Origin of the sequence: Xanthomarina spongicola, assembly GCF_003148645.1 — a bacterium.
GTDB lineage: Bacteria > Bacteroidota > Bacteroidia > Flavobacteriales > Flavobacteriaceae > Xanthomarina > Xanthomarina spongicola.
Window position 1 is genome coordinate 103,623 of the sequence record NZ_QGGP01000008.1, and the last position, 9,155, is coordinate 112,777.

The 9,155-nt window shown below is 34.4% G+C and carries 2 protein-coding genes; both read right to left on the minus strand.

What is annotated here, in order from left to right; all coding sequences use genetic code 11:
• Positions 1-25: 25 nt before the first annotated feature.
• On the minus strand, positions 26-5,188 hold the full coding sequence (locus LX78_RS13320; RefSeq protein WP_109683272.1) for an immunoglobulin-like domain-containing protein: 5,163 nt from the start codon (positions 5,186-5,188) through the stop codon (positions 26-28).
• Positions 5,189-5,348: 160 nt separating this feature from the next.
• Positions 5,349-9,155 (minus strand): T9SS type A sorting domain-containing protein (locus LX78_RS13325; protein WP_146192586.1); only part of this gene is annotated, 3,807 nt, incomplete at its 5' end.

The window sequence follows — 9,155 nt, forward strand, 5'->3', positions numbered from 1 at the left end:
ATAAGCGATGCCATAACAACATAAATCAAATCTTGACTATTATTTTTTTAGTAGTTATTCCTGCTGTAGTTAATACTTTTACAATATAGTTTCCTTCTGAAATTTGCTTAACAGGGATTCTTAATTCATCAGATAATGACAGGTTTTTAGTGTTCCATGATTTAACCGTTTGTCCTAACATATTAATTAAATAAACTTCTTCTACATCTATATTATTTGGAGTCTGTACAAGAATTTCCTGAGTGTTATTTATAAAAAACACTCCTATGTTTTCTAATGCATTATCAATTGTAGAAAGTATTTCTGATTGCATAAAGGTTATATAAAACCTGTTAAGATAATCCTGAGCGTCTAAGGTTATCTGAAAATCAATGTTGTTAATATTTGTATAGGTTCCCATTAAAGAATCAAATACAAACACATCAATATTTGTGTCAAAATTCTCTAAAGCTCTCAAGGATATTTTTATAGTTCCTTGTTCTTCTAGAAAGATACCTATTGGATATTGTTTAGTTATATCAAAATCACCAACACCTTGAATAATATATGGTTCATCATTAATCATCCAAGACATGTCGTTAGGTAAGCTTTCGGTATTAATTGCATCATAACCAAAATCAAAACTATCAGTGGCTAAATTATTTGAAACAAAAGCCAGCATAATTGGTCTTATAGCTTGTTCAGGAGTCGTAAAATCAATCCGAACGCGTTGAATAGGTTCTGAATTATTTTGTGTTTCACTTGTTGTTCTCATAAATACCGATCCATCATCCAAAACCCCTGTAACAGATTCTTTTACAAATACTCGCTGATCATTTTCAAACACAACTGAACCACCAGTGACACTTCCATTAACATTAAACCCTTGTCCTATTGGTATATATCTTTCTGGAATTTTAGATGGTGCTCCTAAACCACTAACTTCTGGAGGAGATACAGCTGGATTACCTCCTGACAAATTATATGCAGCAAAACCACCTTGATAATCAAAAATCACATGCGTGTCATTTGTGGTGTAATGTTCCCAATAATAAATAGCACCAAGAATACTTCCGCTATTATCATTTATAAACTCATGTGAATCAATCGCTGAAGGATAAGGATTACCAACTAATGCTTCATAATTAGGAGTTATTGGAGAGCTAATTGTGCCATTATTAGGTTTTCCAACAAAGGTATAATTTTGTTCAGGTCCAGTATTCCCACTTCCTTTCATAAGGTAACCTAAACCAACATCGATAGGGTCATCTTCATTTATTGCATGCCAATCAGCATAGGAATTAATAGGATAATTTTCATATAAATACAACCAACGACTACTCATTGTTATTGGTGTGGTATTTGGATTAGCATTATGAGCTGTAGTCCATTGTACAGGCTGAGCTCCATCATAAAGTATATTTTGTAATGCAAACGTATAACCATCTTCACTTACTGGAGATCCCCAATAATTATAATTATAATAGTTACTTGTTCCCTGTTGATCACGATACAATTTTCCGGTTCCTGAATAATCAATTACACTACCAGTATCTTGAAGTAATTGTGATTCACCCACTAATTTTAAAACCGTGTCTAGCCCATCTATAATTAAATAGTTCGATATGCGAAGACTTTGCCCATCAGATGAATCGGTATTTCGTATCTGCAAGGTATTAGCATTAATTTCTAATCCAAGCAGTGTTAAATTAGCATCACTTGACGAGATGTTATGTGAGCTCCTTACTATATTCCAATCAACCATTGTAGCGCCATCAATTCCCATACTATTGGGTATTGCTTGTGTATTGCCATAGAGCCAGGTGCTTGGATTAACCCAATTGCCACCTGCAACTGTTTGATAAGGTATTGGTGCAGTTTCAGGTTGCAAGGTGGTCATATATCGTAAAACACCATCAATAGTATTGCTTATAGATATTAAACTACCACTAGATAAATCTGTATTCTGATTCATTTGGTAATACCCATTTAAACCTGCCCATGAAAGCTCAGAAATTGGCAAAGGCAAGACAGAACCATAAACTGGTCCATCTGAAGTATTTGAAGATGGATTTTTATCGTTGATTTCCTGATTCATCATCTGCCTAATTTGGGCTTCTGTTAAAGCAACATCCCAAATTCGTAATTCATCCATGCCTCCATTAAAATAATTAAGTGGCTTAAAAGGCACTATTAATGTTTGGTCCATGGCTCCAATTATAAAATCAACTGAATTCGTTATTGGTGCTGCACCACTAACATTATTTACTTCTATGCCATCGATATACAAAACATACGTTCCACTTCCATAAGTAATTGCTAGATGATACCATTTGTTCGCATCTATAGGAAATGGTGAGGCTAAAGATTGTCCATTATTCCAATTAAAAGAAATGATGTTATTTACCAATCTTAAATCATATCCATCCATTAAATTATTCGATTCTCGTTTAGACAAAATAGTTTGAATGTTATTATTGGTAACATCAGACTTTATCCACACTTCAAATGAGAACGTATTTCCTAAATTATAATTATCACGAAATGTAATATTATCATCAACTCCGTCAAAATCTAAAGCATTACAGGTTATAAAAGTTATAGTCATACTATCGCTTGTATCTATACAAGGTTCTGGATTGTCAATAGTCCAAGTTAAGGTATATGTTTCCCCAATGTCTCCTATAAAAGTAGCTGTTGGACTTGTTGCATCAGAAAATGAAAACCCACTTATCTGCCCAGAAGTAACCGTCCAAAGGCCTACAGAACCACTACCTGTTATGGCATTTCCTGCTAGAGTAACAGTCGTATTTGTACAGATTGTATTAACTATATCTAACCCAGCATCTGCTGGAGCATTATAATCATTTACAATTATTGTTATTGAATTACTTGTTATTGGTAAAGCACAGGCTGACATACTTGAAGTCATTATTACTGTAATAATGTCTCCATTTTGCAGTGCCGAAGATGTAAATGTACTTGAAGTCTCTCCAGTCTGATTCATACCATTTATCTGCCATTGATAAAAAGGGGTTGAGCCTCCATTAATTGGCGTTGCAGTAAATAAAACAGATTCATTTTGGCAAATACTAGAAGATGAACTTATAATACTTACGTCTGCATTCTCACTTAAATCTGTTATGGTAACAAATGCATCACAGGAACTAGAGTTTCCAGAATCGTCAGTTATGGTTAATGTGACTGTATTTACTCCAATATGACTGCAATCGAATGTAGATTGTGATACATTCAAATTAAAATTACAATTATCTGAAGATCCATTATCTATATCTGAAGGTAAAAGAGTTATAGTCCCAGTATTCGAATCTAATTGTAAGCTAATATCCTGACAAACAACTGTAGGAACTTCTATATCATTCACAGTAATGGTGAATGAACATGTTGCCATATTTCCATGAGCATCCGTTAGTTCAAAGGTATTGGTGGTTATACCAATAGGGAAAGCAGAACCAGAAGCCAAGCCAGATGTTTGTATAACTGTTTCACCTGGACAATTGTCTGTAAATTGGATATTATAATTTACTATAGCAGAACAATTTCCAGTATCAGAATTTATAATCAAATCTCCTGGACAGGTAATTGTAGGCATTACAGTATCTACAACCTCAACTGTTCTAATAACTTCTTCTGCTACATTACCATGGACATCTACTACATTATAAGTTACAGGATACGATCCAACGATATTTATATTTAATGCAGATGTATCTATAACAAGATCTGATGTATAATCTATATTAAAGCAAGGATCTATTGCTGTGGCACCCAGTTCTACATAAGGAGAACACAATTCAATAATTTGTGGGTTTGGTTCTACTAATATAATTTCAGGACCACTTACATCAATAACTTCTACTGTTCTGGTTATTTGTATTGCTGAATTTCCTGAAGCATCTGTTACATTATAAGTTACAATGTAAGTACCTAAAGTACTTGTATCTACAGAAGAGTTATCTATAACAACATTTCCAGAAATATCACCAAAACAAGGATCTATTGCTAGAGCTCCAAGTTCAGTATAAGTTGAACAATCACCAATTGTTAGTGGATTTGCTCCTACCAAACTTAATGAAGGACTTGTAGTATCAACAACATTAACAGTTCGAATGACTTCAATAGCTGTATTTCCATTAGCATTAGTAACATTATAAGTAACAATGTAAGTGCCTACTTGACTTGTATCTACATTGGAATCGTCAATGATAATATCTCCAGAAATATCTCCTATGCACGTATCATTTGCTGTAGCACCAAACTCTGAATAAGTACCACATGCTTCTATTGTTATAGGATTATCGCCTAATAAAGTAATTACTGGATTTTGAACATTCACTACTGTAACATCAAAAGTACAACTTACCACATTACCATCTATAGCAGTTGCTGTAAAAGTGACAGTTGTTGTTCCAAGGGGATAAACGTCACTGGCATCTGCTCCTCCACCATTAAAATCATTGGTTACTGAAGAAATGGAACAATTATCTGAAGCCACAACCAATGGTATAGTGACATTGGCATCACACTGTCCAGCAATAGCATTTACTGATATATTATTTGGACATGTTATTGTTGGTAGTTCATCATCTGTTACAGTAACATTCTGCGAACAAGTTTCAAAATTTCCAGCAGCATCAGTAACTGTCCAAATTACAGTAGTTGTACCAACTGGAAATATTCCACCAGGTGGAATACCTGAAGCCACTGTTGATATTCCTGAACAACTATCATAAGCCGTTGGAAAAACATCTAAAGCAAACATATTTACGTAAGCTGAGCATTGACCTGAATCATTAGTAGTTGTAATATCTCCTTGACATACTACAATTGGATTTGTGAAATCGTTTACAATTACAGTAAAACTGCAACTTGCTGAATTTCCACTTGCATCTTCTATCGTATAAGTAACTGTTGTTGTACCAGCTAGAAAAATAACTGAACTAGCATCATTAATACCTGTAGTTGGGCTAGACAGAACTGTTGCTCCAGTTAACGTGTAAGTTTGTAAAACTATTGAGCCACAATTATCTGATGTAGTTGGAACAATAGAACCAACCTCTAGAGGACAAGCTACAATAATATTTCCTGGACATATTATTTCAGGTGGTGTAACATCAGGAGAACATTGACTATAAGAGTAAATAGATATAAAAAATAGAAAAAGAAAGGTTGTGTATTTATTTTTCATTATCGTTTAATAAATTAAAAAGTAACATCTTTTTAATTATTTAATTCAAATTATCATTCTATCTGTCTGATTTTCAATCAAAATAAAAGCTACTAAATGTAGTAAATTATTGTCTAGCCCTAAAAAATATTTAGGGCTAGACTTTTTATAATTATTCTATTTAAAATCTTACAACTCTAGTATATACATCTTTACCTGCTTGTGTCACTTTTACTAAATAGACACCTCCATCAAATTCGTTACCAAACGTGTAAACTTCTTCTGGTTTGAATTCTCCTTTATGGACTAATCTATTATTCATATCAAATACATTTATCTCAGCTATATCTAATAAATTATCAGTTTTCAATCTTAAGTTAAAATCTGTATCTGAAGGGTTAGGCCAAGCATCTAAATGCAGTTCTAACGATCTTTGTACATTTTCTTGTTCTCCATTAGTACCATTTAATGGTGTTGATATTGGACACGGACTACATAAGTCATCAGCATTCCAAATAACATTTTTATTACCATGAACTTTTTTGGCAATAAAGAGTCCTGTCATATACGTTGGCTCACCACCATTATTCCCATTACTATTAAGACCTTTAGCCATTATCTCATGGTTATAGGCATGAATGCTCGCTCGAACGTCAGAACCTTTTTCAATTTGCACATCTTCATTTACATAGAATACCACTTTATTTCCATTTGAATTAATTGTACCATTTTGAGCTAACATAAACTTTTCGTTAATAAAGACATTAGCACAACCTGCAAATTCAATACTTGCTCCATCAAATGTTTTTAATTCATTGATGTACACATTCGACTGACTAAAAATAACTGTAGCATTCTGCTTAACTGTTACAACATCATACACATCGTCTGTTAAAGTAATTGTTTGATTGTTATTTATGGTAGCGTCTAGACTACTGCTATTTGAATAGGTATTATACACAAATGGTGGAATAGTTAGATTAGCAGCTGCAAATATGGAATTTCCAACTGTACTACCATGATTTAAAGTAATAGTAGGTGCTTGAGCAAACTCGACAACATTAGTGGCTTGATGTAGTTTTATGTTCCCTGTATTAGGATTCATAGCTCCTACTCCTCCTGATTGCACTAAATTTCCTCCATGTAAATATACCTCGTCAATTGCTAAAATAGTATAAGCAGCTATTAATGAGCCTGCATCAAATCCTGTAACTTCATATTCAGCATAGGTAGTACAATTTGTAGCCGATGTTACTAATACGCCATAAATACCATTTCCATCTACTTCAATAGATTGAGTCGTTTCTCCAGAATTCCAGAAATACTCGGTAGCTTCTGCACTATTAGCAGTTAATACAACAACTGCTCCTTGACAGAATTCCGGAAGTTCACCTTGTGTAATTGTAACTTCTGGAACAATACCTTCAACTGTTACTGTTGTGGTACATGTGTCCGTATTACCATAATTATCTGTAACAGTTAATGTCACTGTATTATCACCTATTTCATCGCATCCAAAGACATTTGGGAAGACTGACAAACTAGCTATTCCACAAGCATCAGAGCTTCCATTTGCAATATCATCCATATCAAATTGTGATAAGGTGTAAGAACCTGTAGCATCTAGCATAACCGTTATTGGGTTACAAACTGCAAGTGGATTAACCATATCTTCAACCGTAACAATTGCAGTATCTGATGAGACATTACCATTGATATCTGTTACAGTTAAAGTAACTGTATTTGGTCCAATATTAGAACAATCAAATGAATTTGGAGCAACAACACTTGTTGCTATACCACAATTATCTGTTGAACCACCATCAATTTGAGAAGGCGTAATACTTACATCCCCATTGGCATCTAATTGTACTGTAATATCATTTGCTATTACTGTTGGAACTACATTATCTTCTACTGTTACTGTAGCTGTACAAGTAGATGTATTTCCATTATTATCTGTTACTGTAAGCGTTACAGTATTAGTTCCAACATCAGCACAAGTAAAGTCTGCATTGTCTAATGTTAAACTTGCTATTCCACAAGCATCATTAGAACCATTATCTACTGCTTGAGCTGTTGTGCTTCCAACCCCATTTGCGTCTAACTGAACAACCACATTTTGACAAATTGCCTCTGGAGGTGTATTATCAATTACAGTTACATTTCCTTCACAAGTAGACACATTTCCACTTGTATCTGTTACAGTTAATATCACATTATTAGCTAAATCTGTAATTTCTATATCATGATATCCTAAATGAGATATGTTGTTTTGTGGGAATTGCGTCCACTCTGAACCGATACCAGAAACACTTGTAACATTTCCATATAATACATCGCTATTTCTAACCAATGTTGTTCCAAAAGTTGTATTAGGAGACACATTCCATCCTGTTCCTGGGTTCACTCCTATTTCTCCAATAATATCTACTACATTACCAGCACGTGATAAGGCAATCGCATCATTACCATCAAAGGCAAAACCTCCTGTTTGATCTGCTTGGGTTGCACCTGGTCCAAATGGGTTGCAAATAACATAAACATCTCTATCTGCAATAACTCCTAATAATGGTATTTCTGAGTAAGAGGTACTACCATCGTAATAAAACCTTAAGGTATATCCTTCAGTATATAGATTCACTGGATTACCTGTTCCATTAAAGATTTCAATACAATCATCATTACCAGAACCATCTATATATTCTGAAATTAATAAGGTGTCTAAATCTCCTCCGATATCATTACAATCAAAATTCATTTGAGAAAGAGTTACACTTGCAATTTCACAATTATCAGTAGAGTTCCCATTGATATCACTAATATCAATACTTCCATTACCAAACTCATCAAGCTGTACTTGTAAGCTTAAACAGTCTACAATAGGTGCTTTATTATCTTCAACTGTAATTGTAGTTGCACAAGTAACCACTTGGCCATTGCCATCATCTACAGTCCATGTAATATTCGTGTCTCCTTTTTGTAATATTTCACCTGCAAGAGTTGCAGTACCATTAATACTATTTGTAATGACTCCTGATGTACAATTGTCTGTAAAAGTTGCATCAAATTCTGTTCCTTGTATGGTATATTCACATACGCCTTGATCTGTATCTCTAACACCATCTGGGATGCATGAGATTACTGGTGCTTCATTATCTTCTATGGTTATTGTAGTCGTACAGGTAACAACTTGTCCATGTCCATCGTCTGCTGTCCATGTTACTGTTGTTGCTCCTAATGTGAATACTTCACCTACTAAACTAGAGGTGCCATTAATACTATTGCTTATGCTTCCTGCTGTACAGTTGTCTGTAAAACTAGCATCAAATTCTGTTCCTTGAATCGTGTAATCGCAATTTCCTTGATCTGTACTTCTTACATCATCTGAGATGCATGTAATTTCTGGTGCTTCATTATCTTCAATTGTTATAGTAGTTGAACATGTTACTACATTTCCATGTCCATCGTCTACTGTCCATGTTACTATTGTTGCTCCTAATGTGAATACTTCTCCTGCTAAACTAGAACCACCATTAACACTATTGCTAATGCTTCCTGATGTACAGTTATCTGTAAAAGTCGCATCAAATTCTGTTCCTTGAATCGTGTAATCGCAATTCCCTTGATCTGTACTTCTTACATCATCTGGGATACATGTAATTACTGGTGCTTCTGTGTCATCCACAATAACCGTTTGTTGTTGTGTCACACTATTGTTGTTTCCATCATCATAAGTCCAAGTCACTGTAAAGGTGCCTTGTGTTGTATATGTTGTTGGATCTGTTGTTGTTCCTGTAATGACTCCTGAACAAGCGTCTGTTGCTGTTGGTGGCGTTAAAGTTACATCGCACTGACCTATAGCATCTGGTAATGTTGCTACATCTGGTATTGGGTTTCCTGCATCTACTAAGGAAACATCTGCTTGACATGACGTTGAATTTCCATTTTCATCCATAACTGTTATGGTTACTTGTAATCCACCTCC